This window comes from Arthrobacter sp. Z4-13, from assembly GCF_054792705.1.
This window is the reverse complement of sequence record NZ_CP096459.1, coordinates 3,863,848-3,888,133: the sequence shown is the minus strand read 5'-3', so window position 1 is coordinate 3,888,133 and position 24,286 is coordinate 3,863,848. Positions and strand designations below refer to the sequence as shown.

Annotated in this window: 28 protein-coding genes; 19 read left to right on the top strand and 9 right to left on the bottom strand. The window is 65.5% G+C overall.

What is annotated here, in order from left to right; translation table 11 throughout:
- Positions 1 to 20: 20 nt before the first annotated feature.
- The 5 genes from M1E07_RS19800 to M1E07_RS19780 are packed head-to-tail and all read left to right on the top strand — an operon-like array spanning position 21 to position 4,083.
- Positions 21 to 1,190, top strand: a complete 1,170-nt coding sequence (locus tag M1E07_RS19800) for a Re/Si-specific NAD(P)(+) transhydrogenase subunit alpha (protein WP_461188305.1) — start codon at positions 21 to 23, stop codon at positions 1,188 to 1,190.
- Positions 1,190 to 1,525: an NAD(P) transhydrogenase subunit alpha part 2 gene (locus M1E07_RS19795; protein WP_461188304.1), complete on the top strand. Its 336-nt coding sequence runs from the start codon at positions 1,190 to 1,192 to the stop codon at positions 1,523 to 1,525. Before M1E07_RS19800 ends, M1E07_RS19795 begins: the two co-directional genes overlap by 1 nt.
- A complete protein-coding gene (locus tag M1E07_RS19790; RefSeq protein ID WP_461188303.1) occupies positions 1,522 to 2,895 on the top strand; it encodes an NAD(P)(+) transhydrogenase (Re/Si-specific) subunit beta in 1,374 nt (457 codons plus the stop codon). The genes M1E07_RS19795 and M1E07_RS19790 overlap by 4 nt, the downstream gene beginning before the upstream one ends.
- A 49-nt stretch (positions 2,896 to 2,944) precedes the next feature.
- Positions 2,945 to 3,169 (top strand): hypothetical protein, encoded by a 225-nt coding sequence (locus M1E07_RS19785; protein ID WP_461188302.1) that lies wholly within the window; start codon positions 2,945 to 2,947, stop codon positions 3,167 to 3,169.
- On the top strand, positions 3,166 to 4,083 hold the full coding sequence (locus tag M1E07_RS19780; RefSeq protein WP_461188301.1) for a diacylglycerol/lipid kinase family protein: 918 nt from the start codon (positions 3,166 to 3,168) through the stop codon (positions 4,081 to 4,083). Before M1E07_RS19785 ends, M1E07_RS19780 begins: the two co-directional genes overlap by 4 nt.
- Positions 4,084 to 4,096: 13 nt before the next feature.
- Here the strand turns inward: M1E07_RS19780 and M1E07_RS19775 are convergent, their stop codons facing one another.
- Positions 4,097 to 4,936, bottom strand: a complete 840-nt coding sequence (locus M1E07_RS19775) for an ACT domain-containing protein (RefSeq protein ID WP_461188300.1) — start codon at positions 4,934 to 4,936, stop codon at positions 4,097 to 4,099.
- Between the two features lie 154 nt (positions 4,937 to 5,090).
- Here M1E07_RS19775 and M1E07_RS19770 point away from each other — a divergent pair, with 154 nt between their 5' ends.
- From M1E07_RS19770 to M1E07_RS19760, 3 genes are all read left to right on the top strand, one after another.
- A complete protein-coding gene (locus M1E07_RS19770; protein ID WP_461188299.1) occupies positions 5,091 to 6,158 on the top strand; it encodes an FUSC family protein in 1,068 nt (355 codons plus the stop codon).
- A 72-nt stretch (positions 6,159 to 6,230) separates the two neighbouring features.
- A complete protein-coding gene (locus M1E07_RS19765; protein ID WP_461188298.1) occupies positions 6,231 to 6,974 on the top strand; it encodes an IclR family transcriptional regulator in 744 nt (247 codons plus the stop codon).
- A gap of 119 nt (positions 6,975 to 7,093) precedes the next feature.
- Complete coding sequence (locus M1E07_RS19760; RefSeq protein ID WP_461188297.1) at positions 7,094 to 8,293, top strand: 4-hydroxybenzoate 3-monooxygenase; 1,200 nt, start codon at positions 7,094 to 7,096, stop codon at positions 8,291 to 8,293.
- 76 nt (positions 8,294 to 8,369) lie between these two features.
- Here M1E07_RS19760 and M1E07_RS19755 read toward each other — a convergent pair whose 3' ends face one another.
- Positions 8,370 to 8,909, bottom strand: coding sequence for a TetR/AcrR family transcriptional regulator (locus M1E07_RS19755; RefSeq protein ID WP_461188296.1), 540 nt, complete (start codon positions 8,907 to 8,909; stop codon positions 8,370 to 8,372).
- A gap of 52 nt (positions 8,910 to 8,961) precedes the next feature.
- On the opposite strand from M1E07_RS19755, the gene M1E07_RS19750 reads away from it, so the two are divergent.
- Complete coding sequence (locus M1E07_RS19750) at positions 8,962 to 10,017, top strand: FAD-dependent monooxygenase (RefSeq protein WP_461188295.1); 1,056 nt, start codon at positions 8,962 to 8,964, stop codon at positions 10,015 to 10,017.
- A 46-nt stretch (positions 10,018 to 10,063) separates the two neighbouring features.
- On the opposite strand, the gene M1E07_RS19745 is transcribed toward M1E07_RS19750, so the two are convergent.
- Both M1E07_RS19745 and M1E07_RS19740 read right to left on the bottom strand, forming a co-directional pair.
- The gene (locus M1E07_RS19745; RefSeq protein WP_461188294.1) at positions 10,064 to 10,498 is read right to left on the bottom strand and encodes an acyl-CoA thioesterase; all 435 of its coding nucleotides are present in this window, start codon (positions 10,496 to 10,498) and stop codon (positions 10,064 to 10,066) included.
- 54 nt (positions 10,499 to 10,552) lie between these two features.
- Positions 10,553 to 11,056, bottom strand: coding sequence for a GNAT family N-acetyltransferase (locus M1E07_RS19740; protein WP_461188293.1), 504 nt, complete (start codon positions 11,054 to 11,056; stop codon positions 10,553 to 10,555).
- Positions 11,057 to 11,202: 146 nt separating this feature from the next.
- Between M1E07_RS19740 and M1E07_RS19735 the strand changes: the two genes are divergently transcribed.
- From M1E07_RS19735 to M1E07_RS19725, 3 genes are all read left to right on the top strand, one after another.
- The gene (locus tag M1E07_RS19735) at positions 11,203 to 11,700 is read left to right on the top strand and encodes a MarR family winged helix-turn-helix transcriptional regulator (protein WP_461188292.1); all 498 of its coding nucleotides are present in this window, start codon (positions 11,203 to 11,205) and stop codon (positions 11,698 to 11,700) included.
- An 89-nt stretch (positions 11,701 to 11,789) separates the two neighbouring features.
- Entirely contained in the window at positions 11,790 to 12,116 is a 327-nt protein-coding gene (locus tag M1E07_RS19730) for a hypothetical protein (RefSeq protein WP_461188291.1), read from the top strand.
- The gene (locus M1E07_RS19725; RefSeq protein ID WP_461188290.1) at positions 12,113 to 13,036 is read left to right on the top strand and encodes a serine/threonine-protein kinase; all 924 of its coding nucleotides are present in this window, start codon (positions 12,113 to 12,115) and stop codon (positions 13,034 to 13,036) included. Before M1E07_RS19730 ends, M1E07_RS19725 begins: the two co-directional genes overlap by 4 nt.
- Here the strand turns inward: M1E07_RS19725 and M1E07_RS19720 are convergent.
- Together M1E07_RS19720 and purB are read right to left on the bottom strand one after the other, a co-directional pair.
- Positions 13,033 to 13,707, bottom strand: a complete 675-nt coding sequence (locus tag M1E07_RS19720; RefSeq protein WP_461188289.1) for a histidine phosphatase family protein — start codon at positions 13,705 to 13,707, stop codon at positions 13,033 to 13,035. The genes M1E07_RS19725 and M1E07_RS19720 overlap by 4 nt on opposite strands.
- 101 nt (positions 13,708 to 13,808) lie before the next feature.
- Positions 13,809 to 15,251, bottom strand: a complete 1,443-nt coding sequence (gene purB, locus M1E07_RS19715; RefSeq protein WP_461188288.1) for an adenylosuccinate lyase — start codon at positions 15,249 to 15,251, stop codon at positions 13,809 to 13,811.
- Positions 15,252 to 15,425: 174 nt separating this feature from the next.
- Here purB and M1E07_RS19710 point away from each other — a divergent pair, with 174 nt between their 5' ends.
- Together M1E07_RS19710 and M1E07_RS19705 are read left to right on the top strand one after the other, a co-directional pair.
- Complete coding sequence (locus tag M1E07_RS19710; protein WP_461188287.1) at positions 15,426 to 15,728, top strand: hypothetical protein; 303 nt, start codon at positions 15,426 to 15,428, stop codon at positions 15,726 to 15,728.
- Positions 15,728 to 17,065, top strand: coding sequence for a hypothetical protein (locus M1E07_RS19705; protein WP_461188286.1), 1,338 nt, complete (start codon positions 15,728 to 15,730; stop codon positions 17,063 to 17,065). Before M1E07_RS19710 ends, M1E07_RS19705 begins: the two co-directional genes overlap by 1 nt.
- Before the next feature lie 66 nt (positions 17,066 to 17,131).
- Here the strand turns inward: M1E07_RS19705 and M1E07_RS19700 are convergent, their stop codons facing one another.
- A complete protein-coding gene (locus tag M1E07_RS19700) occupies positions 17,132 to 17,554 on the bottom strand; it encodes a phage holin family protein (protein ID WP_461188285.1) in 423 nt (140 codons plus the stop codon).
- 166 nt (positions 17,555 to 17,720) lie between these two features.
- Here M1E07_RS19700 and M1E07_RS19695 point away from each other — a divergent pair, with 166 nt between their 5' ends.
- The 5 genes from M1E07_RS19695 (at position 17,721) to M1E07_RS19675 (ending at position 23,342) form a co-directional block, all read left to right on the top strand.
- Positions 17,721 to 18,836, top strand: coding sequence for a histidinol-phosphate transaminase (locus tag M1E07_RS19695; RefSeq protein ID WP_461188284.1), 1,116 nt, complete (start codon positions 17,721 to 17,723; stop codon positions 18,834 to 18,836).
- Positions 18,837 to 18,985: 149 nt separating this feature from the next.
- Positions 18,986 to 20,251, top strand: a complete 1,266-nt coding sequence (gene pdhA / locus M1E07_RS19690; RefSeq protein WP_461188283.1) for a pyruvate dehydrogenase (acetyl-transferring) E1 component subunit alpha — start codon at positions 18,986 to 18,988, stop codon at positions 20,249 to 20,251.
- A complete protein-coding gene (locus tag M1E07_RS19685; RefSeq protein WP_461188282.1) occupies positions 20,251 to 21,231 on the top strand; it encodes an alpha-ketoacid dehydrogenase subunit beta in 981 nt (326 codons plus the stop codon). The genes pdhA and M1E07_RS19685 overlap by 1 nt, the downstream gene beginning before the upstream one ends.
- A gap of 7 nt (positions 21,232 to 21,238) precedes the next feature.
- Positions 21,239 to 22,711 carry a dihydrolipoamide acetyltransferase family protein gene (locus tag M1E07_RS19680; RefSeq protein ID WP_461188281.1) on the top strand — a complete coding sequence of 491 codons (1,473 nt, stop codon included), beginning with the start codon at positions 21,239 to 21,241 and terminating at the stop codon, positions 22,709 to 22,711.
- 19 nt (positions 22,712 to 22,730) lie between these two features.
- Positions 22,731 to 23,342 carry a phosphatase PAP2 family protein gene (locus M1E07_RS19675; RefSeq protein ID WP_461190447.1) on the top strand — a complete coding sequence of 204 codons (612 nt, stop codon included), beginning with the start codon at positions 22,731 to 22,733 and terminating at the stop codon, positions 23,340 to 23,342.
- An 11-nt stretch (positions 23,343 to 23,353) separates the two neighbouring features.
- Here M1E07_RS19675 and M1E07_RS19670 read toward each other — a convergent pair whose 3' ends face one another.
- Together M1E07_RS19670 and M1E07_RS19665 are read right to left on the bottom strand one after the other, a co-directional pair.
- A complete protein-coding gene (locus M1E07_RS19670) occupies positions 23,354 to 23,689 on the bottom strand; it encodes a hypothetical protein (RefSeq protein WP_461188280.1) in 336 nt (111 codons plus the stop codon).
- A gap of 151 nt (positions 23,690 to 23,840) precedes the next feature.
- The gene (locus tag M1E07_RS19665) at positions 23,841 to 24,269 is read right to left on the bottom strand and encodes a universal stress protein (RefSeq protein ID WP_104043756.1); all 429 of its coding nucleotides are present in this window, start codon (positions 24,267 to 24,269) and stop codon (positions 23,841 to 23,843) included.
- Positions 24,270 to 24,286: the final 17 nt, after the last annotated feature.

The window sequence follows — 24,286 nt, the reverse complement described above, 5'->3', positions numbered from 1 at the left end:
GCAGCGAGGGGAGTCGGCGGGTGAAAGTGGGCATACCGCGGGAACGCCGTGAGGGCGAACGGCGGGTGGCCGCCACACCGGAAACGGTGAAGCAACTGGCGGCGCTGGGCGTGGAAATACTCCTCGAAGCGGGCGCCGGTGCAGCCGCCGGCCTCCCGGACGCCGAGTACCGCCAGGCCGGGGCCCGCATCGTCCCGGAACTCGATGAAGCCCAGCTGGACGTCCTTACCCACGTCCGGCCGCTCGATCCGCAAACCGCCGGGTCCCTGAAAAGGGGAGCGGTGACGGTGGGGCTGGCATCGCCGTCGTCCGAACTGCCCACCGTCGAGGCACTCGCCGAAGCCGGCGTCACGTCCTTCGCCCTGGAATTGGTGCCCCGGATCTCGCGTGCCCAGTCCATGGACGCCCTCAGCTCCCAGGCGCTGGTGGCCGGGTACCGCTGCGTCCTGGAGGCCGCCATCCGGCTGCCCCGGTTTTTCCCGCTGTACATGACCGCCGCCGGAACCGTCCCGCCCGCCCGCGTCCTGGTACTCGGTGCGGGCGTTGCGGGCCTTCAGGCCATCGGCACCGCAAAACGGCTCGGCGCCCGCGTCTTTGCCAACGACATCCGCCCCGCCTCGGCAGACGAGGTGGCATCCATGGGCGGCACGTTCATCCGGCTGGACCTCGAAACAGCGGAGGCAGCCGGCGGTTACGCCCGCCAGCTCAGTTCCGACGCCGGCATCCGGCAACGCCAGTTGCTTGCCCCGCACGTGGCCCAGGCGGATGTCCTGATTACGACGGCGGCCGTCCCCGGCAGGCGCGCCCCGCTCCTGGTCACCACTGAGATGGTGCAGGGGATGAAGCCCGGGTCCATCGTCGTCGATCTTGCCGCTGAGTCCGGCGGCAACGTGGAAGGGGCTGTGCCGGGGCAGGACATCCCCGTCCCCACGGCCGACGGTTCCGGCCACGTAACCCTGGTGGGCCTGAAGGACGCGCCCTCCGCGATGGCGTTCGATGCCTCCCGCCTCTACGCGAAAAACGTCGCCAACCTGCTGGCGCTGATGATCCGGGACGGCGTCTTGGCCCCCGATTTCGACGACGAGGTGCTGGCAGGCGCCTGCCTGACACACGACGGCACGGTGCGGCACCCACCCACGGCGGAACTGCTGGCCGCGAGGGCCGGAAGCCGGCGGGGAGAGGTGCTCTGATGGACGCGATGAGCCTGCTGACCATCACGGTCCTGGCGGTTTTTGTGGGCTTCGAGGTGGTTTCCAAGGTCTCCAGCACCCTGCACACGCCGTTAATGTCCGGTGCCAATGCCATCCACGGAATCATCCTGGTAGGCGCCATCATTGTTGCCGGCCAGGCAACCGACCCGTGGATGCTCGCGGTGGCCCTGCTCGCCGTCGTCCTCGCCACCGCAAACCTGGTGGGCGGCTTCGTGGTGACCGACCGGATGCTGCACATGTTCCACGCGAAAAGAGCGGTTGGGCGCAAGGAAGACGGAAGCACAGCGGCAAGAGGGAAGGTGGAAGGCAGATGACCCTCCTCGACCCCGTCTGGACGTCGCTCCTGTACCTTGCCGCCGCCGTCTTCTTCATCCTGGCGCTGCGCGGGCTCAGTTCGCCGCGCACAGCCCGTCGGGGCAACCTGATCGGCGCGCTGGGTGCTTTGATCGCCGTCATCACCGTGTTCCTGTCCTCGCGGCTGGACAACATCCCCTGGATCATAGGTTCCATCGCCGTGGGCACGGTGGTGGCAGCGCCCGTAGCACGGGGCGTGAAGATGACGCAGATGCCGCAGCTTGTGGCGCTCTTCAACGGCGTGGGCGGCGGCGCCGCTGCCCTGGTGGCGCTTCTGGAACTCAGCCATACGGACGATCCCTGGGTCCGCCTCGCCATTGTATTCACCCTGCTGGTGGGTGCCGTTTCCTTCGCCGGATCCGGCGTCACTTTCGCGAAGCTGCAGGAGCTGATGACCACCCGGCCCGTGGTGTTTCGCGGCCTCCCAGCTGTGATGGGCGTGGTGCTGCTCGCGGCGGTGGCAACCGGCATGGCCGTCATTCTCACCGGCTCCGGGGCGCTCGCGGTACTGCTCCTGGTCCTGGGGCTCGCCGCCGGAATCCTCCTGGTGCTGCCCGTGGGCGGCGCCGACGTCCCGATCGTCATCTCACTGCTGAATGCCTTCACCGGCCTGGCCGTGGCGGCGTCCGGCGTGGTGCTCGGTAACGTGCTGCTCGTGGTGGCGGGCACCCTCGTGGGCGCCTCGGGTACTATCCTCACCCGTGCCATGGCAGCGGCAATGGGCCGCAGCGTGGCCGGCATCCTGTTCGGCGCCTTCAGGGGAGGTTCGACGGCGGGGTCCACCGCCGTCAGTGAACGTCCGGTGAGGTCCTCCAGCGCCGAGGACGTCGCAGTACTGCTGGGCTACGCACAGCGCGTGATCATTGTTCCCGGTTACGGCCTGGCCGTGGCGCAGGGCCAGCACACCGCAGCCGAACTGGCCCAGGCGCTGGAGGCCCGCGGCATTGAGGTAGATTTCGCCATCCACCCCGTGGCCGGCCGGATGCCGGGGCATATGAATGTGCTCCTGGCCGAAGCCAATGTGCCCTACGAATCTCTGAAGGAGATGGGCGAGATCAACCCGGAGTTCAAGACCGCGGATGTGGCGCTGGTGGTGGGTGCGAATGACGTAGTGAACCCGGCTGCCAAGACGTCGTCAGGGTCACCGATCTACGGCATGCCCATCCTGGAGGTGGCGGACGCCCGCCAGGTGGTGTTCCTCAAGCGGTCCATGCGCCCGGGGTTTGCCGGGATAGAGAACGAGCTGCTGTACGAGCCGCAGACGTCACTGCTGTTTGGCGACGCCAAGGATTCGCTGGCCCAGGTACTGGGGGCAGTGAAGGCGCTGTAGCCTGCTGGGAGCAGGATTCAACAGATGCCAGCCCGAGGAGCCGTACAGCATGAGTGACCCCCGAACCACGTCCGAGGCGCCCGCCGCAGCCCGCCCGTCCCGTCCCGCGTGGCTGCTGCCGGTTATAGCGTCCATTGCCACAGGCCTGATCGGAATGGCCTTGGTGGCATCGCAGGGCTTGTACTGGATGATTGCTGTTATCGCCGTGGTTGACGCCATTGGCATCGCCACCATTATTCGCTCTGCCCGGATCAACGCCCGAAGGACGCCATGACTGCCTACTCCACTGCCCCTCAACGCGCAGCCATCATCATCAATCCGGCCAAGACGGTGGACATCGATGTGCGCGAACTGGCGGCCAAGCACAGCGCCGAAAACGGCTGGGGCGAAACGCTCTGGTTCGAAACCACCAAGGAGGACCCCGGCGTCGGCCAGGCGAAGGAAGCCCTCGCGCAGGGGGCCGACATCGTCATCGCCGGCGGGGGCGACGGGACGGTCCGCTGCGTGGCCGAAGTACTCTCCGGGGGCGATATCCCCATGGGCCTGCTTCCCTTGGGCACCGGCAACCTGCTGGCCCGTAACCTCGGCATGGATATCACGGATTACGACGGCGCCATGGCCGGCGCGTTTGCCGGCACCGAGCGGAAGATCGACGTCGTCCGCGCCCGCCGGAGCGACCCCGAGAAGGAGCAGCTCTTCCTGGTGATGGCCGGCGTGGGATACGACGCCACCATCATGGCCGACACCGATGAGGAGCTTAAGCACAAGGTGGGCTGGCTGGCCTATGTGGACGCGGGGATCCGCAATTTGCCCGGCAAGCCAGTGAAAGCAACCATCGTGATTGACGGGAAGACCGCTGTCCGCCGCGGAGTCCGCAGCGTGATGGTGGGCAACTGCGGCAAGGTCCAGGGCGGCCTGGAGATTTTCCCGGAGGCCAAGATGGACGACGGCCTGCTGGACGTTGCGGTGCTCGCCCCCCATCATGGACGGCTGGGCTGGCTCTCGGTTCTTGTCGGAATGATCGGCAAAGGCCGCGGCAAGGACACCGCGGTGGAGTATTTCCAGGGCAAGACCGTGGAGATCACCCTGGAGCACAAGGACGATTACCAGCTCGACGGCGACCACGAGGGCGAGGGCAGGCACGTCCTGATGACCATGGACCCAGGCGCCCTCACCATCCGGATGTAATTCGGAGTGGCGGCTACTTGGGGGAGGTGGCCGCTTGCTGGTGCGACAGGATCTCCGCGAGCTCTGCGAGCCGATGGGCCCGCGCTGACTCCGCCGGAGTGAACGGTTCCCCGGGCCGGACGAAGGTGATGGGCCCGTGCCACGCGGTGGGAATCTTGATCCGGGTGCCGGCGTCGTGCCTTTCCAAGGCGGCTTCCGCCGGGGTGAGGATCCGCGCCCGGAGCAGCTCAGCCACCGCGAGCGGAAGCTCATCCGGCGCGTCCGCGATCCGCGCCGCGAGGCTCAGCGCCCTGGTCTGCCCGTCCGCCATTGCCAGTGCGGTGGTGGGCCAGACGTGCGAACGTGTGCCGCCGCCGTCGTGCAGGGCGTCTAAAAGCCCGCGCTCGCCGAGATCACCGGGCGCTGAGAGGACAAACTCGTCCAGCACCCCGTCCGCCACCGGATGGACGTGGATGCTCAGGATGTTGACACCCGTACCGGCCAAGGCCTGGGTGACCCTCTGCAGGGAACCGGGCTCGTCGCGCAGGACAGTGCGTGCCCGCCACAGGGCAGGGGCCGTACCCAGCTTCCTTCGGTGGCTCAACGCCGGCGCGTGCAGCCAGCTGCGCAGCATCCTGGCAGCCGACGGCTCGGCCACCCAGATCACCAGGACCGTGGCGGTCAGGGTCAGCACCAGGACTTTCGCCACGTAGGACAGATGGGTTTCGACCACCAGGGCGTGCACCAGGAGTTCTATGGGCAGCATCACGGCAACGTTCGCCATGGTCAGCCGGGCCTTGGGAGGTTCCGGCATCAGGCCGCAGACTTCGCAGCTCAATTCAGCCGCGGGCGTGTTCCGTGCGAAAGGCTTCATGGCTCAAGCATCAGGGGGAGCTGTTTCAGCTGTGTTGCCCGGCGGTTCCATTCATGGGAACGTCCTCACCGGCTTGGAGGGGCCGCACCGTAAGATTTATCAGGAACGTCAGCGCGGCCGCCCGTCAAAAGTCCACCCCCAGGAAAGGCGCCCCGTGAAGCTGTTCGCTGAGATGTTCAGCATTGGTCCAGGGAACAAGGACCACCACCCGGCGATCAGGTGCGCTGTGGGCGTCTTCGTTCCGCTCCTCACGCTGGTGCTGCTGGGCCGGCTGGACCTCGCGATCTTCGCCTCCTTCGGCGCCTTCACCGGGATCTATGGCCGCGGCGAACCCCATGGAACCCGGTTCGCACTGCAACTGCGGGCAGGACTGCTGATGCTCGCAGTCATCCTTCTGGCCACCCTGGCGGCGAGGGCCGCGGCAGCCCTTGAACTGGACGGCGCCGGTACGGCATGGCTCCTGGTACCCGCCACCACCCTCGTGGCAGGCGCCTGCTCGTTGATCATTTCATGGTGGCGGATGCGCCCTGCGGGCTCGCTGTTCCACATCTTCGCGTTCGCCGCCATCGCCTCCATTCCCAACCAGCCACCCCTGTGGCAGGCGATGCTGGTGGCCGTCCTCACCACCGTGTTCTGCCTGCTGATCGGCTTCTCCTCCAGGATCCTGCCCAGCCGCCGGACCCCCTGGATCCGGCCGCTGCCAGTCCGCCGCACGCCGAACGAGAAGCGGGCCGCCTTGCTGGAAGGCCTCGGCTACCTCATAGCAGCCGGGCTGGCCGGCACCCTGGCAACCTGGGCCGGCCAACTGCTGGGCTTCGGGCACAACTACTGGGCCATGGTGGCGGCCGTTGTGCCGCTGGTGGGGCACACTACGAGGCACCGCGTGCGCCGCGGTGTCCAGCGAATCATCGGCACTGTCCTGGGCCTGGTGATCCTGGCCGGGATTGTGCTGCTGAACCTGGAGCCCTGGCAGACGGTGCTGGTGATGGCCCTGTGCCAGTTCGGCGCGGAAATGTTCATCATCCGCCAGTACTTGCTCGCCCAGCTCTTCGTCACGCCCCTGGCGCTGATCTCCACCCTCCTGGTGGTCCCGTCACCGCCCGCGATCCTGCTCCGGGACCGCATCATCGAGACGGTGATCGGGGCCGCCGTCGGGATCGCCGTGGTGGTGGCGCCGGGAGTATGGCGCCGCGTCCGGGAACGGACGACGCCGGCACTTTAGCTGGTGCCCCAGCCGCCCTGAGCCGCGCACAGGTAGGCTGAAAACGTCCCATTGAACGGAAGCGGGTGTGTGGTGGCTAATTCCGCCTCAGGTGATTCGGTGGTGGACAGGATTGTCCGCCTGATCGCTGCTTTTCCCCAGGACGTCCACGCCCTGCAGCTTTCTGAACTTGCAGAACGCGCGGGCCTTCCCCTCACCACCGCCCATCGGCTGGTACGCCAGCTCGCCGGACACGGGCTCCTCGAAGCCGGCCCCGGCGGCACGGTCCGGCCGGGACTGCGGCTGTGGGAGCTGGTCAACCGCACGTCCCCCACCCTTGCGCTCCGGCAGGCGGCAATGCCTTTTATGGAGGACATCCAGCACGTCCTCAACCAAAACGTGAACCTTGCGGTGCTTGACGGCTGGGAGGCGCTCTTTGTGGAAAGGCTGTCCCGGCGGGGCTCGGTGGCCAACCGGGCCCAAGTGGCGGGAAAGATGCCCATCCACATCTCGTCGGCCGGACTGGCGCTGATGGCCCACCAGGACAAGGCTCTCCAACGTCAGTACCTGGACCAGTTCGCGGACCCGGACGGAAAAATTGACACTGACCAGGTCCGGGCGCTGCTCGCCGAAGCTGCCTTCCAGGGCTTCGCCCAGCTCAAAGGCGTGGTGGATCCGGACACCTGGGGGATTGCCGTACCCGTGCTGAACCGCCGGCAGCGCGCGGTGGCGTCGCTCGGCGTCGTGGTGCCGCTGCAGGAGATGCGCCTGCAGGCGCTGGTGCCGGCACTGCAGACCGCCGCCCGGGGAATCGCCCGGCGCTTGGCTGACTCCTGACGCCGCCTTCCCATTGAACGGAATTCCCGTGTCGGCAATCACTCCCTGTAGCGCACACTGATTGCCAGACCCAACAACCGGCCCGCCCCGCGGAGCCCCGCAACGAAGCGAGATGCGCCATGGCAGCACGCAAGATCATCACCACCCAGGTGGCCATCATGGGAGCCGGCCCTGCCGGGCTGATGCTCTCCCACCTGCTGGCTAAGGCCGGCATCGAATCCACGGTGATCGAAGTCCGCAGCCACAAGGACATCTCCGAGACCGTCCGCGCCGGCATCCTGGAACACGGGACCGTCAACATGCTGGTGGACAGCGGAGTTTCAGACCGGGTGCTGCGCGACGGCGACCGGCACGACGGCATTGAATTGCGCTTCAACGGCGAAAGCCACCGCGTCGACTTCAAGGAATTGGTGGGGGAATCCGTGTGGCTCTACCCGCAGACGGACGTGTTCCTGGACCTTGCCGGGCGCAGGAAGGCCGACGGCGGCGACGTCCGCTACAGCGTCACGGAGACTTCCGTCCACGACCTTGAGGGCAAGCCGAAGGTCTGGTTCACCGACGCGGACGGTGTCGCGTACGAGATCCAGGCGGACTTCCTGGTGGGGGCGGACGGCTCCCGCAGCCACTGCCGCTTCCAGATTCCGGAGGCCCACCGCAAGTGGTACTTCCACGAGTACCCGTTCGCCTGGTTCGGCATTCTGGCAGAAGCCCCGCGCAGTTCGGATGAGCTGATCTACGCCAACTCGGCCAACGGGTTCGCCCTGATCAGCCAGCGCACCGAGTCGGTCCAGCGGATGTACTTCCAGTGCGACCCCAAGGAGAACGTGGCGGAGTGGGACGACGACCGGATCTGGGCCGAGTTCCGCAGCCGGGTCAACGGCAACGGTTTCGAGCTCAAGGAGGGGCCGGTCATCGAAAAGATGGTGCTGCCGTTCCGGAGTTTTGTCCACACCCCCATGCGCCACGGGAATCTGTTCCTGGCCGGAGACGCCGCGCACACTGTGCCGCCCACGGGCGCCAAGGGCCTGAACCTGGCCATCCATGACGTCAAAGTTCTTTTCGAGGGGCTGGACAGCCACTACAACTCAGGTTCCGACCAGTTGCTCGAAAGTTACAGCGACCGGGCGCTGGAGCGGGTATGGAAGGCGCAGCAGTTCTCGTACTGGATGACCACCATGCTGCACACGCCCGCCGACGCTGATGATTTCTCCCGCGCCCGCCAACTGGGCGAACTGCACTCGGTGGTGTCTTCGAGGCACGGCATGGCATACCTCGCCGAGGCCTATACGGGCTGGCCGGGCGCCGCTGCCCAGAGGTAAGTCTCCTGGAAGTACGACGGCGCGCTGGCGCCGGCTGCGGCGGCAGGTCGCCGTCCACTGGGGGCCGGAGGGCGCATCAGGGAGCCAGCAGCCGCCGGATTGCCGCCGCGACGGCGGCCGCGTCCGGTTCCTTGTCCCGCCTGACGGTGAGCAGATGGAGGATCAGGCCGTCGCCGTAGTCGGCCACATCACGTGCCCTGGCCGCTGCGTCAGCCAGTCCCAATGCGGCAAGTGCCTGCTCCAAACCGCTAACCAGCAGGTAGTGGCCGGCTGCCACCACCTCCGGGTGGTCTAACGAAAGTGCCAACCGGGCCCGGGTGAGGCCTGCGTGCTGCCCGGCCAGCGCAAGCACCATTGCCGCCAACTGCCCCGCCAGTTCCGGAACGTTGGACGGCGGGCCGGCCGGGCCGGCGTGCTGGAGGAGTTCGGCATCCAACTGCAGCAGGCGGTCCAGCACCGCCTCAACGAGGGCGGTGCGGTTTCGGTAGTAGTTGGACGTGGTCCCTTCGGCAAGGCCGGCCGCAGCGTCCACCGCGCGGTGGGTGAGGCCCTTCATACCCTTATCCGCCACCACGGCCAGTGCAGCATCGAGCAATTGGGGGCGGCGATCGGGCATAAAGCCAGCTTAATCTCTTCCGGTTTACTACAAAAGTAGTAGCATTGCTGCCATGGAAGCAATCTCGATTGTTGGCGGCGGCATCGCGGGGCTGGCCCTGGCAGCTTGCCTGGACCCGGAACGGTTCGACGTGGAGGTCATCGAGAAGCGTCCGGACCTGCCCACTGTTGGAAACGCACTGGGGATGTGGCCCAATGCGCAGCGCGCGCTTGCCCGGGTGGGCGTGCTGGATGAGGCGAAGGCGGTCAGCCCGGTGATTGGCAGTGGCTCGATCCGCAACGCGGATGGCAGGCCCTGGGTCACCGTCGACGCGGGCCACGTGTTCGCGATTTCCCGCATTGACTTGCTGCGGCTGCTTGATGCAGCCGTACCCGGCACGGTCCGCCGGGTCACGGGTCATGTTCAGGCACTTCCAGCCCATGGCGGCCTGGTGGTAGGGGCCGATGGCGTGCACAGCCTGGTTCGCCGCGGGGTCTGGGGCACGCACGCCGCCGCCAAACTCACGCCCTACCTTGCCCTGCGCGGAACCCTCCCCTCCGGGGCCAGCCCGGACGTGGTCGGCGAGTACTGGGGCCGCGGGGACCTGTTCGGCATCGCTGCCTCCAGGGGCGGTATGTTCTGGTACGCCAGCTACCGGTCCGGGCTTGGCCCCTATGGCATCGATCCAGCGTCAGTCCTGGAGCAGGCCCGGAAGCGCTACGCGGGGCACGCGCCAGCCATACGCCAAGTACTGGCAGCCGCTGAACCCGAAGACTCGCTGGTGCAGCGGATCTGGACAGCTCCCCATCTCAAGTCCTTCGTCCGTGGCAGGGCTGTGCTCATCGGTGACGCTGCGCACGCCATGGCCCCCACCCTCGGGCGTGGGGCCTGTGAGTCGCTGGTGGACGCGGTAACACTTGCTGAGCTCCTCAACACGCTGCCCGAGGATCAGGCACTCCATGCCTACGACCAACGGCGCCGCCTGCGGACCCGTGCGCTAAGCCTGGCGTCCTCGGCGCTCGCGCGGGTCGCCCTGGCAGAAGGGGCCCAGCCCTTGCGTGACCGCCTGCTCAACCTGGCGCGACGGCGGAACGCACGCGACGCCGTCGGCAGCGGCACTTCCAGCTGATCAGGGCACGGGCGCGGCAGGAGGCTTACTGTCCTCCCCGGATGCGTTAGTCCTGCTGGAGCGTGTCTGTTAGGTGATGCGTGGGGATCCTGTCCCGGTCATAGGTGATTTCGGTGTAGCCGTGGGGCTCCGGCTTGCCGGCGGTGCTCAGGTTTACGAAAACAATCTCTTCGATGGTGAGGATGCTCTGCCGCGTGATCATGTTCCGGACCTCCGCGCGCATGGTCAGGGACGTCCGGCCGAACCGGGTGGCGGTCAGGCCCATCTCTATCAGGTCGCCCTGGACCGCGGAGCTGACAAAGTTGATTTCCGAGATGTATTTGGTGACGGCCCGCCCGTTGCCGAGTTGCAGGATGGCGTAAATGGCCGCTTCCTCATCGATCCACTTCAGCAGGCTGCCGCCGAAGAGGGTGCCGTTGGCATTGAGGTCCTCGGGCCGGACCCACTTTCGGGTGCGGAAGGTGATGTCTGCTGATTCCATAGGCCCGAGGTTAGCCGAGCGGCGCCGGCGGCACCGAGTGTGACCGTCCCGCCCCTACGCCATGGCAGTGTGGGCAGCGCTGCGGGCATTGATCCCCTTGGCGTAGCAGTAGGAGTACTCAACGCCAATGTAGGCACCGAAGTTGGGGACGGGCTCGAAGCCGGAGTTCTCGTAGAAGTTCCGCCCGTCGGGCTGGGCGGAACCAGCCTCTGCTTTGATGCGCGTGATTCCCTGCTTGAAGGCCTCGGCTTCCAGGGCGGCCAGAATCGAGCTGGCTACTCCTGATCCCCGGGTGTAGGGGAGAACGTACAAGCGCTTGATTTCTGCTGTCCTATCGTCCAGGAGCCGCAAGCCGCCGCAGCCCACGGGCTGGCCGGATCCCTTGTCATAGGCCACCAGGAACATGGCGCAGTCAGCGTCCGACGGCGGAGTGCCCGGTTCGTGGTCAGGGGTACCAAAGCGGGCATCGAGTTCGGCCTGCTGTGCACGGCGCAGGTCCGCGCCCACCGGATTGGTCCAGGCAACCTGCCGGATGTTCAGACGCGGATTGGTTTGCATGTCTGCCTCGATTCGCCGAAGGGGTAATGCACAACAAGCTTAGAAGCGCGCGGTTACGCTGATGTTTCTGCCCCGTAAGCGCTCGGATAACGCCGGCGACCTAACTCGCTTGTTTGTCTAGATACCAGCTGACCTAGAATGTTTCCATGGGTTCCACCGGTAATGAAGGCTCAGGCTATTGGTACGGGCCGGACGGCCAGCTGGACTACAGTGCGGCAGTACTGAAGTCACTGCGGGACTATCGGGCCGCTGAAACAGCCGTCCGCCGGTCTACCCGTGACTCCATGGGTATGGGCGAAACGGACATCCTCGCCCTGCGCTACCTCCTGCGCATGCAGGCCTCCGGCAAGGCTACGGCGCCGAAGGACTTGAGCCGGTTCCTTGGGATCACCAGCGCCTCCACCACTTCATTGATCGACAGGCTAGTGGGCAGCGGCCACGTGCGCCGTGAAGCCCATCCGACGGACCGCCGCTCTGTGGTGGTGGTGCCAACGGTGGAATCGGATAAGGAAGTCCGGGTCACCCTGGGGGCGATGCATCGGCGCATGATGGCCGTTGCGGAGGAGCTCAGCGCCGACGACGCGCATGTTGTCATCGGCTTCCTGCAGCGCATGACTCACGCTCTTGGGGACATAGATAAGTAGCACCAGCAGAAGTAGCTAGGCGGACTAGCTAGCCGGTCTAGTAATATGTATGCTTACGATCGTTCTTGAATATCCCTTCAGCTGGAGTCGTGAGTGTGTTGGTAACTTTTACTGAGCTTGGCGCCACGCATGCCTTGTCCAACAGAGCTTTGCAGGACGGAGCGGAGCATGAGGACGGCGGCTGGGACGGTGCCGCCGTGCACTGCGGAACCGCCATGGAACTTGTGACCCCTGCTGTGGGGCCAGCCGCCGTCGGCTACACCTTCGAGCCGGACGACAGGCGGCCCGTCCAGCTTCCTCCCGTCTGGCGCTGCGGCTGCGGGTTTCAGCTCGATGCCTGGATATACCCGCCATACGCTTCTCAGGGCCAGGTTGCTGGTTCGGGGGCAGTCCATACCGCCGCCCTCTCCGCATGACTTCCACCGTTCCAGCACGGCAGGGCGGTGCTGCCCTTCTTTTCGGGGAACCTGTGGGAGGCCGTTACGGGCTCAAAGAACGCTTGGGCCGGGGCTCACTGGCTGAGGTGTTCCGCGCTGCCGACCTTGAGGGTGGCCCCGATGTGGCTGTCAAGGTGGCTGTTGGCGACTCCGGGAAGCACTTCGAGCGGATCCGCAACGAAGCCGAGGTCCTGGCAGTACTGGACCACCCCTCCATCATCAGATTCATCGCCCAGTCGGTGATGCCCGCCGGGACGCCCCTCGCCGGCCGCCCTTTCCTTGTTGAAGAGCTGGCCCTCGGCGGGAGCCTTGCCGAGGCTACCCGCGCCGGCCTGCCGCACGCCGGGGACGTAGCGGGCTGGGCCCGCGGTTTCTTCGGAGCGCTCGCCCACCTGCATGAAAAGGGGTTGGTCCACCGCGACATCAAGCCCGCGAACCTGATGCTCAGCGGTCTGCGAAGGAGCCCGGTGCGCATCATCGACTTCGGCATCGTCGCCGCTGCCGGAGCTGCTCCGGAGCCAGGCATCTCGTCGGGAACAGTGCACTACATGAGCCCCGAACAGGCTGCGGGGCAACCAGCACGTACCTCCTGGGACGTCTACGCCATGGGCCTGGTCCTGCTGGAACTTCTCACGGGTTCCAAAGCCTTTCCAGGCACGGCCATTGAATCCCTGGTGGCCAGGACACTTCGGAGTCCCGAAATTCCGGACTCCCTGGGGCCCGGATGGTGCTCATTTCTCCGCGCGCTTACCCACATGGACAGTGCGGCACGGCCGACGGCGGCTGAGGCCGCTGTGATCGCCGCGAGACTTATGCCCCCGGTCGCCGCCGGCGATGCCAACAGCACCTGCCGAAAAATGGCGGTGTTTCCCGCGCGACGTATCAGGCAGCTGGTTTAGGGGCCCGCGACAGCACGCCCCGTGGGGTCCTCAGCGGTGGGGTCTGCCAGTGCCAGCCCGCCCACCGGGCTTCCGTCCCAGTGGATCAGCCGCCACCCATTGTCCGGGTCACCTTCCAGCGCGACGATCCCGGTGTTGGCCAGCACATGCTTTGCGGCGAACTCGTGGTCAGCGTCCTCGGCCCGGCGCCCCGCCCAGGTGCGGATGGCTGCGCCGTGGCTGACGACTGCTGCCGTGGCCTGCTTCCCGGAGACACGTTCCAGGACGCGGGCGATGGCGGCATCAAAGCGCCCAAAGAAGTCATGGCCGTCCGGCCCGGCGGGCATGCGCCGGTCAAGATCCCCGGCAGCCCAGGAAATGACCGTCCCCATGTACCGCTTGTGCGACTCGTGGTCCGTCAGCTTTTCCAAGGACCCGGCTTCGATTTCATGGAGGCCATCCATCACTTCGACGTCAAGGTTGTGCAACCGGCCCAATGGGGCTGCGGTGATCTGGGTTCGCACCAGGGTGGAGGCATACAGTGCCTCAATTGGCTCGTTGGCCAGCGAACGGGCCAGGGCCTGCGCCTGCCGCTCACCAAGTTCGGTAAGCCCGGGACCGGGGTGGGCGGTGTCCAGTTGGCCAAGCACGTTGCCCGGGGTTTGCCCGTGGCGGATCAAGAGCAGCTTCATGTCTCCAGTCTCGCACCTGGAGCTGGCGGCCCCTGGGCCATCAGGAAGGTGTGGACGAAGAAGGCTCCGGGCCTTTCCAGGCCCGGAGCCGGCGTCGTACTTTACTTCAGGTGGTCCACCAGCTGGTCCGCGATGCCGGTGTACTTGCCGGGCGTCAGCGCCAGGAGCCGCGCTTCCGCTTCGCGTGAGAGGCCAAGGCCCTGGACGAATTCCTGCATGCGGGCGGCGTCCACGCGCTGCCCGCGGGTGAGGTCCTTGAGCCGCTCGTAGGGGTTCTCCATGCCTTCGACGCCGGCAATCGCCTCGGCGCGCATGACCATCTGGATGGCTTCGCCCAGTACTTCCCAGTTCGTGTCCAGGTCTCCAGCGAGAACGTCCTCGGCAACGTCCAGCCGCTCCAGGCCCTTGGCCACGTTGGAGATGGCCAACAGGGAGTGCCCGAACGCTACGCCGATGTTGCGCTGGCTGGAGGAATCGGTGAGGTCGCGCTGCCAGCGTGAGGTGACCAGCGTGGACCCCAGGACGTCCAGCAGGCCGGAGGAGATCTCCAGGTTGGCCTCGGCATTTTCGAAGCGGATGGGGTTCACCTTGTGCGGCATGGTGGAGGATCCCGTGGCCCCGGCCACCGGAATCTGCGCAAAGTAACCGATGGAGATGTAGCTCCAGATATCCGTGCAGACGTTGTGCAGGATGCGGTTGAAGCGCGCGACGTCGGCGTAAAGCTCCGCTTGCCAGTCATGGCTTTCAATCTGGGTGGTCAGCGGATTCCAGGTCAGCCCCAGGGCCTCCACGAAGGATTTGGACACGTGCTGCCAGTCTGCGCCGGGGACGGAAGCAACGTGGGCGGCGTAGGTGCCGGTGGCGCCGTTGATTTTGCCCAGGTACTCGGTCTTTTCGATCCGGTCCAGCTGCCGGGTGAGGCGGTGCGCAATGACGGCCAGTTCTTTGCCAAGGGTCGTCGGAGTGGCGGGCTGGCCGTGGGTGCGGGACAGCATGGGGACGGCGCGGTTGTCCTGGGCCATCGTGCTGATTTGGGCTACCAGGGCGCGCGCTGCCGGAAGCCACACGTCCTCCACAGCGCCCTTGACACCCAGCGCGTAGGAGAGGTTGTTGATGTCCTCGGAGGTGCAGCCGAAGTGCACCATGGCCGTGAGGTTTTCGATGCCGATGGCGGGCAGGCGGCGGCCGATGTAGTACTCCACGGCCTTGACGTCGTGGACGGTCACAGCTTCGATGTCGGCCAGTTCCGCCACTGAATTGGCGTCGAACTCGGTGACGACGGCGCGCAGCTGATCCTGCTGCTGGGGCGTCAAGGGCCCGGCGCCGGGAAGGACGCTGTTGCTGGTCAGATGGATGAGCCATTCGACTTCCACTGCCACGCGGTCGCGGTTTAGCGCTGCTTCGGACAGGTAGTCCACCAGCGGGGCGACGGCGGACTGGTAGCGGCCGTCCAGCGGGCCGAGCGCGATGTTTTCCGGGGACGCGGCGAGGGCCAGGCGTCCTGAGGGCGTACGGGTGTCAGCTGTGGCGGCGGTTTCAGGCATGTGCTGATTCTTTCATGAACTCCCGCGGCGGCTTTAGCCCTTCCCGGGACGTTACTTGTCCACATACGCGACGGCGGTGGTTGGGCCGGCAGGTTGTCCTCCGTAGCGTTCATCCCGGGCAATGCTTGCTGACCGCCGCCGCGGGTGCAGGCGACTTTCGGAGAGGAAACAGCGATGGACAGCCAACTGGCAGGGGCGGATTTGCAGCAGGACATGCTCCGCGCTTCGCAGGTGGAGCAGTTGGCGGGCCGACTCGCTTCCTGCGCTGGCCGCGGAGAGGAGGTCCTGGCCGGCTTCAAAGATATTCAGCTGCTGGAATGGGAGTCACCGGCCGGCCGTGCTTACCGCGACGCTGTGTCACTGCAGTCTGCTGCCTTGCGGCATGCAGTTGAAGCGCTCACTGAGGCAAGGGCTGCTGTGGAGCGGCATGCCCGCGAGACCTTCACCGCTGGGTGTACTTATCCGGGCAGCTCCTAATGGCCGACGTTGCGCCGTCGGACAGCGGCTCCATCAGAGTGTCCGGCCCGCCCGGGGACGGGATCCTGACCATCCGCGGCGGCGTGGGCGGCATAACTTTCCAGCTGGAGGCGCTGGCGGCGGGCGCAAAGAAGCTGGATGACCTTGCCGCCAGGCTTTCCGAGTTGGAGGTTGAAGTCCGCCGGATCTGGGAGGACGTCGTTCCCTTCCAGGACCTGCCCCGGTGGTCCGGGACCATGGCCCTGAGCGCGGTAGGTGAGTCCGGGCGGAGCCTTCAGGCAGTGCGGACGGAACTGCAGCGCATCAGCAGCGACGTGCGTGCCTGCAAACAGGAGTACGAGATGGCAGAGGCCGTGGCGGCCACGGCCCGCAGTGTCGGCATCCCGGACTTTAGAGCTGAACTGGAAAGCCACGCGGACTTCTGGAGGACGGGCGTCCCCAGCAGAAAAGCCCTTGAGGACATGACCGGAGGCGCGGTGCCCGTCACCCCACTCCTCATGGCTCTGGTGGAGGGCGCGTATCCGGGAATGAGACCCAGGCCGGTTGAGGTTCGGCGCGAGGAGCGAATTCCCATTGACCTCGATCCTTCTCCTGCCGGGCTGCTCGAACGGATCCGGCTGATCGATGAACGTGGTGGCGGCTTCATTGAGGTCATCCAGGTCCAGAACGGCGGGCAGAAGGCTTATGTGGTGGTGATTCCGGGTACCCAGCTGGACGGTGTGGACGAGAACCCTTTTGGCCTGCACGGGATAGTGGAAGGAGTAGGAAACGGTTCTGCAAACATCAACTCAGCCATTCTGCAGGCACTGAAGGAAGCCGGCGCCGAAAGGGGAGCCGCGGTGGTGGGTGTCGGCTACAGCCAGGGAGGCATTCACGCTATGAATCTGGCAGCGAGCGAGGACTTTCTGTACGAATATGACCTGAAGTACGTTTTGACAGCGGGATCTCCCGTTGCGGGAATCACGCCGAATCCGGACGTCAGTATGCTCCATCTTGAGCATCGGACCGACTGGGTACCCGGGGCCGACGGTGCAGCCAACCGGGACGCCAGGAACCAGGTCACGGCGACTATGACCGATGACCTGTACGTTGAGACCGGAAAGCACGTGGGCATCGGTCCCGGCCACCAGCTTGCTGGTTACCAGGACGGCGCCCGGCTCATCTCAGCGAGCAACGATCCCTCGCTGGTGGGGTCCACTGCCGCGTTGGGTGCTGTGATTGGAGCTGGCGGCGCTGCCACTGCCACACGCTTCTCCCTGGCCCGGGCCAAGACTCCCGCGCCAAATCTCCACGCGGCAGACACCCGTCGGCAGGAGCGCGGACATGGCGGACGGTAGCGGCGGGCACAGACGTGAACTTGCGGACGGCGCCCTGCGGGCGGGAGCAGCACCTTTGGTGCTCAGTTACCGCCGGACTCCAGTAATCCGGCCGGCAACCAGCGAGATCAGGGTAATGATGATCGCAGCCAGAAGGGCGGTCCAGAAGAAGGAATCGATGGTGAAGTGCACGGGTGTGTAGCTGCTGATCCAGGACGTTACATAAAGCATCGCTGCATTGATGACGATGGTGAACAGGCCGAGGGTCAGGATGGTGATTGGCAGCGCGAGGAGACTCACCAACGGGCGGACCAGGGCATTCACCAAACCGAAGATGACACCGATGAACAAGTAGGCGAGAACGATTCCGATCGTGTCCGTCCCCTGCGTCACACCGGTTTTCACCACTGCATCCGTGGCTGCTGAGCTGGAAATCTCCAGCCCTGGCAGTATCCAGCTGGCCACCCAAAGGGCAAGGCTGTTGATCAGTACGCGGGCAATCAGTCGCATGGGCCAATGGTTGCACATCATTCTGAAGGCCAGCTCAGAAAAGTGAAGCCCCTGACGGTCCGCTGTTTCCGAGGGCCTCGCCGGCCATTTCCGCGGCGACGGCGGCCATGCAAACCGTGGTCAGTCCCTCCTTCCGTCCTGCAGCCAGAGAAGTAGGCTGGTCTGCATGACATCAGAGACCCTCGCCGGGGGCATCCAGCCGCGCCCCGTGGTGGCAAAGCTGCCCCGCTACGCCGCAGGCAAACCTCCCGTCGCCGCGGACGGCATCACCAGTTACAAGCTGTCCTCGAATGAAAACCCGTTGCCCCCGATACCCGCGGTGGTTGAGGCAATTGCGGCGCAGACAGACTTCAACCGTTACCCGGATCCGCTGAGCAGCCGGCTTCGCGCAGAGCTCGCAGCGTTCCTCAATGTTCCCGCCGACGATATCGTCACGGGCGCAGGCAGCCTGGGAGCCCTGAACCAGTTGCTGGCCGCGTTCGCCGGACGGAACGAAGACGGCAAGCCCGACGAAGTGATTTACGCGTGGCGCTCCTTTGAGGCCTATCCCATCAGCATTGGCCTCTCAGGTGCGGAAGGTGTCCCCGTTCCCCTGGCAAACGGCGGGCGCCATGACCTCGAGGCCATGGCCGCTGCAGTAACCGCCCGCACCCGGGTGATCCTCCTGTGCACACCAAACAATCCCACCGGCCCTGCCCTGACAGCTGCCGAGACGGAGGCGTTTGTTCGTTCCGTCCCGGCAGGGGTGGTGGTGGTGATTGACGAGGCCTACCAGGAATTCGTGCGGTCAGCGGAAGCCGTAGATGGGATCGCCCTGTACCGCAAATACCCCAACGTCATGGTGCTTCGGACCTTCTCGAAGGCCCACGGGCTTGCCGGCCTGCGGGTAGGCTACAGCGTCTCCAATCCCGGGCTAACCCAACACCTCAGGGTCGCTGCCACCCCATTTGCCGTGTCGCAGATTGCAGAAACTGCCGCAATTGTTTCCCTGCAGAATTACTCCCAAGTTGTGGAAAGGGTACAAAGGCTCGTGGACGAGCGGGAGCGCGTCACGTCCGGGCTGCGGAGCTTGGGCTGGGCCGTTCCGGATGCGCAGGGCAACTTCGTCTGGCTGGACCTAGGGGCCGACAGTGCCGGGTTTGCAGAACTGGCGGGTGCCCGGGCCTTGTCTGTCAGGGCGTTTCCCGACGACGGGGTACGGGTAAGCATCGGTGAGGAAGAAGCAAATACGCGCTTCCTCGAACTGTGTGCCAACTATACAAAGCCGCCGCGCGGTTCCTAGCACTTGGCACGTAGCCCCGCGCTTACTTACTGAAGATAAAGTTAGGATCAGTAAGCCATTATATATGCCGTAGCAGGAATGTATTCCTTTTGCGGCATATATCCCAGCGACATTGCATTGCATCCGGATGCGGCAAGCAAGGAGACGGTATGGGCGCACATCTGCCTGCCACCGAGTTCGACGGAACAGCTTTAGACGACCAGCGTGAGGCTGACGCCGAAGCCGTCATGGGCGAGCCGCCGGCGCAGATGGTGCAGCTCCTCGGTCCCGAGGGGAAACTCGGCTTCGACCCCGTCTTCACCGCCTACGCCGAAAAGCTCACCCCGGAGAAGCTCCAGGGACTTTACGCGGACATGGCCGCCATCCGCCGGTTCGACGTCGAAGCCACCGCCCTGCAGCGCCAGGGCCAGCTCGCCCTCTGGGTTCCGTTGACCGGCCAGGAAGCCGCGCAAATCGGTTCGGGCCGGGCAAGCCAGCCGCAGGACTACATCTTCCCTACATACCGGGAACACGGCGTGGCATTAACCCGCAATGTGGACCTGGCCGAGCTCCTGCGCCAGTTCCGCGGGGTCTCCAATGGCGGATGGAACCCGAAGGACACCAACTTCCACCTGTACACACTGGTCCTGGCGGCCCAAACGCTCCATGCAGTGGGCTATGCCATGGGCATCCAGCGCGACCAGAAGCTCGCCGCCTCCAACGCTGCCGCTTCTGGCGCATCCACTTCAGGACCGGACGCCGCAGTAATCGCGTACTTCGGCGACGGCGCCAGCTCCGAGGGCGATGTCCACGAATCCATGGTCTTCGCCTCCTCCTACAACGCCCCGGTGGTGTTCTTCTGCCAGAACAACCACTGGGCCATCTCCGTCCCCACCAACGTGCAAACCCGGGTGCCGCTGTCCAACCGGGCCAAGGGCTACGGCTTCCCCGGCATCCGGGTGGACGGCAATGACGTCATTGCCGTGCACGCCGTCACCGAGTGGGCACTGGAGCGCGCACGCCAGGGCAAGGGCCCCGTCCTGATTGAGGCCTTCACTTACAGGGTGGGTGCACATACGACGGCGGATGATCCCACCAAATACCGGGAGTCGGCGGAGGAGGACGCCTGGCGGGCCAAGGACCCACTGGCGCGCCTGGAGAAATACCTGCGCTCCGAAGGCCTGGCTGACGACGCTTTCTTCGCCAAGGTCAAAGCCGACGGCGACGAGCTCGCAGCCTACGTCCGCCGCACCACCCATGACCTTGAAACGCCGGACATCCGGTCTGCCTTCGCCAACACCTACGTGGAAGCCCACCCCCTGGTGGCAGAAGAACTGGCCTGGTTTGAGGAGTACTCGGCGGGCTTTGCAGGCGAAGAGCAGGCAGAAGAACGGCAGGCAGCAACAGCCCCGGCGTCCCAGGAGGCAGGCCACTGATGACCACCATGACCATCGCCAAAGCCATCAACGAGGGCCTTCGTGCGGCACTGGCCGACAACCCGAAGTCGCTGCTGATGGGTGAAGACATCGGCGCCCTGGGCGGCGTCTACCGAGTGACGGACGGGCTGATCCGCGAGTTTGGCCCGGACCGTGTGGTGGACACCCCGCTCGCAGAATCCGGCATCATCGGCACCGCGATCGGCCTCGCCCTGCGCGGCTACACGCCGGTATGCGAGATCCAGTTCGACGGATTCGTGTTTCCGGGCTTCAACCAGATCACCACCCAGCTGGCCAAGATGCACGCGCGCAGCAACGGCAACCTCACCGTCCCGGTGGTCATCCGTATCCCCTACGGCGGGGGCATCGGTTCCGTGGAGCATCACTCCGAATCTCCTGAAGCGCTCTTCGCCCATACGGCAGGCCTGCGCATCATCACCCCGTCCAACCCGCACGACGCCTACTGGATGATCCAGCAGGCCGTGGAGTGCCAGGACCCGGTGATCGTTTTCGAGCCCAAACGCCGCTACTGGCTCAAGGGCGACGTTGATGTCGAGTCGCCGGGCCGGGCGGAGGATCCTTTCAAGGCCCATGTTCTCCGGGAGGGAACGGAAGCCACCATTGTGGCCTACGGTCCGCTGGTCCCGGTGGCGCTGGCAGCAGCGAACGCAGCGGAGGAGGACGGGCGCAGCGTTGAGGTCATTGACCTGCGCTCCATCTCACCCCTCGACTTCGATACCGTCACCGCCTCGGTGAAGAAGACCGGGCGGCTGATCGTGGCCCACGAGGCACCCACCTTCGGCGGAATCGGCGGCGAAATCGCTGCCCGCATCAGTGAGCGCGCGTTCCATTCCCTGGAGGCGCCTGTGATCCGCGTAGGCGGCTTCCACATGCCCTATCCCGTTGCCAAGGTGGAGGAAGATTACCTTCCGGACATCGACCGCATCCTCGAGGCGCTGGACCGCGCCCTCTCCTTCTGAGGACACCATGACTCTTAACAAATTCAACCTGCCTGACGTGGGCGAGGGCCTCACCGAGGCGGAAATCGTCTCCTGGAAGGTCAAGCCCGGTGACGCCGTCGCCATCAATGACGTCCTGTGCGAGATCGAAACCGCCAAGTCGATCGTGGAACTGCCGTCCCCCTTTGCCGGTACCGTCACGGATCTGCTGGTCCCGGAAGGGGTGACCATCGACGTCGGCACGGCCATCATCAGCGTGAGCGATGACGTTACGGGCGACCCCACGCCCGCCGACGTCAGGGCCCCGGAGAGTCCTGTTCAACCGCTTTACGGCACGCTGCCCGAGGAAGTTGCAGCGGCCGACGGCGCCGGCCAGGGAAGTGCCCTGGCCGGCGGCCCGTTGGTGGGCTCGGGTCCCAAGGCCGACGCCGTCAAGCGCCGCCCGCGCAAAGCCGCACCTGCCTCCGGTTCCCTGACGGTCAACGCCCCGGAGGTGGAGCCTGTCCAGCCCCGTTCGGCAGCCGAGGTGGTCGAGCCTGTCCAGGCCCGGTCCGTGGAGCCGGTGGACAGCCGACCCACCTTCGGCGGCGCCCTCACCGGCCTGGTGAACAAGGTCCTGGCCAAGCCGCCGGTCCGCAAAATCGCCCGGGACCTGGGCATCGACCTGGCAGACGTGGTGGCGACGGGGCTGCGCGGCGAGGTGACGCGCGAGGACCTGGTCAGCTACCAGGCCCAGCGTGACGCCGAGTTGGACAAGGCGGACGGTTTCTGGGGCAAGGCAGGAAAACCGCAGGACCAGCGGATTGAGCGGATTCCCGTCAAAGGGGTCCGCAAAGCCACGGCAAAGGCGATGGTGGAGTCTGCGTTTTCGGCACCCCATGTCAGCATTTTTGTCGACGTTGATGCCAGCCGCACCATGGAGTTCGTCAAGCGGCTCAAATCCTCCCGCGATTTCGAGGGCATCCGGGTATCGCCGCTGCTCATCCTTGCCAAGGCCGTGATTTGGGCAGCCGCGCGGAACCCCAGCGTCAATGCCACCTGGGTGGACAACGACGAGGGTGCCGCGGAAATCCAGGTCAAGCACTACATGAACCTGGGAATCGCGGCGGCAACCCCGCGCGGCCTGATGGTCCCGAACATCAAGAACGCCCAAGACCTCTCCCTGAAGGAGTTGGCGCTGGCCCTCAACAACCTCGCCACCACCGCCAGGGCCGGAAAAACCCAACCTGCCGAAATGCAGGGCGGCACGCTGACCATCACCAACATTGGGGCCTTGGGCATCGACACGGGTACGCCGATCATCAATCCTGGCGAAGTGGCGATCGTGGCGTTCGGAACCATCAAGCAGAAGCCCTGGGTCCTGGACGGCGAAGTGATTCCCCGTTGGATCACCACGCTCGGCGGTTCGTTTGACCACCGCGTGGTGGACGGCGACCTGTCCGCCCGCTTTATGGCGGACGTCGCCGCCATCCTGGAGGAACCGGCACTGCTGCTGGACTAGGAACCTGACAACATTGGTGATGAACGCCGGCGCCATCCGTGCCAAAAACAGGACAGCCAGATGGATCACGGAGGCGCTCCAGCCGCCAGTGGTGGTCAGCGTGCAGCTGTTGTTCAGCCCGCTGACCCAGGCCGGCTTTCCCGGAACCATGGCCTACGGTGCCCTGGCAGCCTTGTTCGTCTGTGTCATCCCGCTGTTGCTGCTGCTTGTCCTGGTGAGACTCGGTAGAGTCACCGACCATCACGTCAGCGACCGCAAACAGCGGGCGCCCGTGCTGCTGATGGCGTTGGCCTCCATTGCGGCCGGGCTGCTGGTGCTGAATGCAGTCGGGGCTCCGCGAAGCGTTGTGGCCATGGTTCTTGGTGTGGTGGGCGGGGTGGTGGTCCTGGCGGCTGTCAGCCCATTCTGGAAGATCAGCGGGCACGCCGCTGCAATATCCTCGTCGGCCGTGATTGCCGTTCTCATGCTCGGAGCGCAGTGGCTTCCGTTGCTGCTGCTCATCCCCGCCGTCGGGTGGTCGCGGGTGGTCCTGCGCGCCCACACGGTGGCGCAGGTGGTCGCCGGATCACTCTTCGGCGGTGTGGTGATGGCCGGTATCTGGTGGGTCCTGCAGGGCTGGATGGTGCCTTAGCCCAGGGCGGCCTAATAGATGCTGTAGACCGAGAGCATTTCAATGGTGGACGGATCCGCCATGGTTCCGAGGGCCACCGCTGCTGTCACCATCACTGCACCCATCCCCGCAGCCACCGCCGCGCAAACCGACAGAATCTTCCAGTCATCACGCAGCACGCTGCCCACTGTGGCGGGAAGCTCCAGGCCCGGGGCAATGAGGTTCGGTGCACTGTCCACGGTTCCGTCGTCCAGCAGTGCCACCACCCTGCCACTGCTGCGGTCAACACGCATGGAGCAGATGTGGTTTCCATGGCGGGCCAGGAGGATGTCGTGGCCTACGAGCTGGCGGCGCTGGAGAGTTATCAATGGAGCCCCTTGAAGACGGTGAATGCTGGATGTCCGCACCATTGAGGGCTTATCCAATTTTATCTTCGGCTTTAGCTCCAAAACCCTGTTTCGAGGGTGAGAACGGACACCATGGGGCCGGAAATGCCGCCCCATGGTGTCCCTGGTGACGCTAGTCGGCGTCGTAGGTGTTGGCGATGTAAACGTCGCAGGGAGCGTTGTGGGCCACACTGTTGGCAACGCTGCCCAGGACGCGCCCGATGCCCTGCATCCTGCGGTTTCCCACTACGATGATTCGGGCTTCCATCCGAAGGGCCTCCTTAATGAGGGCATCTGCAGGACGGCCCCGGGCTGCCGAGTAGGTCACCTTGATGTCCCGGCCGAGGGAATCCGCGACAGTGCGCGCCACATGCTCGGCGGCATCGGCGTCGGACACAATCCACTGGTCGCTGCCGCTGCCGAAGACCTCGGTGCGGTCGCTGTCGAAGGCCGAGACCACGTGAAGCGAGGCGCCCAGTGCCGCGGCGAGGTCCCGGGCGGACTCCGCGGCCTTCTTGGCCGTACCGCTGCCGTCAACCCCTACAACGATGATTCCGCTCATGTGTTGCTCCTTTGCTT

What these genes read in the sequence shown, in the direction of transcription:
- M1E07_RS19795 (WP_461188304.1), top strand. Translation starts at nt 1,190, where the DNA reads ATGGACGCGATGAGCCTGCTGACCATCACGGTCCTGGCGGTTTTTGTG.
- M1E07_RS19790 (WP_461188303.1), top strand. Translation starts at nt 1,522, where the DNA reads ATGACCCTCCTCGACCCCGTCTGGACGTCGCTCCTGTACCTTGCCGCC.
- M1E07_RS19785 (WP_461188302.1), top strand. Translation starts at nt 2,945, where the DNA reads ATGAGTGACCCCCGAACCACGTCCGAGGCGCCCGCCGCAGCCCGCCCG.
- M1E07_RS19780 (WP_461188301.1), top strand. Translation starts at nt 3,166, where the DNA reads ATGACTGCCTACTCCACTGCCCCTCAACGCGCAGCCATCATCATCAAT.
- M1E07_RS19775 (WP_461188300.1), bottom strand. Translation starts at nt 4,936, where the DNA reads ATGAAGCCTTTCGCACGGAACACGCCCGCGGCTGAATTGAGCTGCGAA.
- M1E07_RS19760 (WP_461188297.1), top strand. Translation starts at nt 7,094, where the DNA reads ATGGCAGCACGCAAGATCATCACCACCCAGGTGGCCATCATGGGAGCC.
- M1E07_RS19755 (WP_461188296.1), bottom strand. Translation starts at nt 8,909, where the DNA reads ATGCCCGATCGCCGCCCCCAATTGCTCGATGCTGCACTGGCCGTGGTG.
- M1E07_RS19750 (WP_461188295.1), top strand. Translation starts at nt 8,962, where the DNA reads ATGGAAGCAATCTCGATTGTTGGCGGCGGCATCGCGGGGCTGGCCCTG.
- M1E07_RS19745 (WP_461188294.1), bottom strand. Translation starts at nt 10,498, where the DNA reads ATGGAATCAGCAGACATCACCTTCCGCACCCGAAAGTGGGTCCGGCCC.
- M1E07_RS19740 (WP_461188293.1), bottom strand. Translation starts at nt 11,056, where the DNA reads ATGCAAACCAATCCGCGTCTGAACATCCGGCAGGTTGCCTGGACCAAT.
- M1E07_RS19735 (WP_461188292.1), top strand. Translation starts at nt 11,203, where the DNA reads ATGGGTTCCACCGGTAATGAAGGCTCAGGCTATTGGTACGGGCCGGAC.
- M1E07_RS19725 (WP_461188290.1), top strand. Translation starts at nt 12,113, where the DNA reads ATGACTTCCACCGTTCCAGCACGGCAGGGCGGTGCTGCCCTTCTTTTC.
- M1E07_RS19720 (WP_461188289.1), bottom strand. Translation starts at nt 13,707, where the DNA reads ATGAAGCTGCTCTTGATCCGCCACGGGCAAACCCCGGGCAACGTGCTT.
- purB (WP_461188288.1), bottom strand. Translation starts at nt 15,251, where the DNA reads ATGCCTGAAACCGCCGCCACAGCTGACACCCGTACGCCCTCAGGACGC.
- M1E07_RS19710 (WP_461188287.1), top strand. Translation starts at nt 15,426, where the DNA reads ATGGACAGCCAACTGGCAGGGGCGGATTTGCAGCAGGACATGCTCCGC.
- M1E07_RS19705 (WP_461188286.1), top strand. Translation starts at nt 15,728, where the DNA reads ATGGCCGACGTTGCGCCGTCGGACAGCGGCTCCATCAGAGTGTCCGGC.
- M1E07_RS19700 (WP_461188285.1), bottom strand. Translation starts at nt 17,554, where the DNA reads ATGCGACTGATTGCCCGCGTACTGATCAACAGCCTTGCCCTTTGGGTG.
- M1E07_RS19695 (WP_461188284.1), top strand. Translation starts at nt 17,721, where the DNA reads ATGACATCAGAGACCCTCGCCGGGGGCATCCAGCCGCGCCCCGTGGTG.
- pdhA (WP_461188283.1), top strand. Translation starts at nt 18,986, where the DNA reads ATGGGCGCACATCTGCCTGCCACCGAGTTCGACGGAACAGCTTTAGAC.
- M1E07_RS19685 (WP_461188282.1), top strand. Translation starts at nt 20,251, where the DNA reads ATGACCACCATGACCATCGCCAAAGCCATCAACGAGGGCCTTCGTGCG.
- M1E07_RS19680 (WP_461188281.1), top strand. Translation starts at nt 21,239, where the DNA reads ATGACTCTTAACAAATTCAACCTGCCTGACGTGGGCGAGGGCCTCACC.
- M1E07_RS19675 (WP_461190447.1), top strand. Translation starts at nt 22,731, where the DNA reads ATGAACGCCGGCGCCATCCGTGCCAAAAACAGGACAGCCAGATGGATC.
- M1E07_RS19665 (WP_104043756.1), bottom strand. Translation starts at nt 24,269, where the DNA reads ATGAGCGGAATCATCGTTGTAGGGGTTGACGGCAGCGGTACGGCCAAG.